This window comes from Pseudomonas psychrophila (genome assembly GCF_001043005.1).
GTDB classification, from domain to species: domain Bacteria; phylum Pseudomonadota; class Gammaproteobacteria; order Pseudomonadales; family Pseudomonadaceae; genus Aquipseudomonas; species Aquipseudomonas psychrophila.
This window is the reverse complement of record NZ_JYKZ01000025.1, coordinates 1-1,599: the sequence shown is the minus strand read 5'-3', so window position 1 is coordinate 1,599 and position 1,599 is coordinate 1. Positions and strand designations below refer to the sequence as shown.

The window sequence follows — 1,599 nt, the reverse complement described above, 5'->3', positions numbered from 1 at the left end:
CACCCGTCACCGTGATGGTGAAATCCGCGCCGCCCGTGGCACCCAGCTCACTGCTAAAAGCTGGATGACCGAAGCGCCGCTGCGGATGTTGATGAACAACCTCGACCCGCAAGTGGCCGAGAACCCGACCGAGCTGGTGGTGTATGGCGGTATTGGACGGGCAGCGCGTAACTGGGAGTGCTACGACAAAATCGTCGAAAGCCTGACCAACCTCAACGATGACGAAACCCTGCTGGTGCAATCGGGCAAGCCGGTCGGCGTGTTCAAAACCCACAGCAACGCGCCACGGGTCCTGATCGCCAACTCCAACCTGGTGCCGCACTGGGCCACGTGGGAGCACTTCAACGAACTCGACGCCAAAGGCCTGGCCATGTACGGCCAGATGACCGCCGGCAGCTGGATCTACATCGGCAGCCAGGGCATCGTCCAGGGCACCTACGAAACCTTCGTCGAGGCCGGTCGCCAGCACTACAACGGCAGCCTGGTCGGTAAATGGGTGCTGACGGCCGGTTTGGGCGGCATGGGCGGTGCCCAGCCTCTGGCCGCCACCCTGGCCGGTGCCTGCTCGCTGAACATCGAATGCCAGCAAAGCCGCATCGATTTCCGCCTGGCCACTCGCTATGTCGACGAGCAAGCCGCGGACCTGGATGACGCGCTGGCCCGTATCGCCAAATACACCGCCGAAGGCAAAGCAATTTCCATCGCCCTGTGCGGGAACGCTGCTGAATTGCTGCCAGAAATGGTTCGTCGTGGTGTACGCCCGGACATGGTCACTGACCAGACCAGCGCCCACGATCCACTGAACGGCTACCTGCCAAAAGGCTGGACCTGGGAACAGTACCGCGACCGCGCCGTGACCGATCCGGCAGCCGTGGTCAAAGCCGCCAAAGCCTCGATGGGCGAGCACGTTGAAGCCATGTTGGCCTTCCAGAAAGCGGGCGTGCCGACCTTCGACTACGGCAACAACATTCGTCAGATGGCCAAAGAAGTAGGCGTAGAAAACGCCTTCGACTTCCCGGGCTTTGTACCGGCTTATATCCGCCCATTGTTCTGCCGTGGTGTAGGCCCGTTCCGTTGGGTCGCGCTGTCGGGTGATGCCGAAGACATCTACAAAACCGACGCCAAGGTCAAGGAACTGATTGCCGACGACGCGCACCTGCACAACTGGCTGGACATGGCCCGCGAGCGCATCAGCTTCCAGGGTCTGCCGGCCCGTATCTGCTGGGTAGGCCTGGGTCAACGCGCCAAGCTGGGCCTGGCCTTCAACGAAATGGTCCGCAGTGGCGAGCTGAAAGCCCCGATCGTGATCGGCCGCGACCACTTGGACTCTGGGTCGGTATCGAGCCCGAACCGCGAAACCGAGTCAATGAAAGACGGCTCGGACGCTGTGTCCGACTGGCCATTGCTCAACGCTTTGCTCAATACCGCGAGCGGCGCGACCTGGGTGTCGTTGCACCACGGCGGCGGCGTAGGCATGGGCTTCTCGCAGCATTCGGGGATGGTGATCGTGTGTGACGGTACCGACGAAGCGGCTGAGCGCATCGCCCGTGTCCTGCACAACGATCCGGCAACCGGCGTGATGCGCCACGCGGATGCGGG

General features: G+C 62.6%; 1 protein-coding gene. It reads left to right on the top strand.

The annotated features are described in order from the left end of the window. Positions 1–1,599, top strand: a 1,599-nt coding sequence (gene hutU / locus TU76_RS23820; RefSeq protein ID WP_048352612.1) for a urocanate hydratase, incomplete at both ends; no start/stop codon positions are given.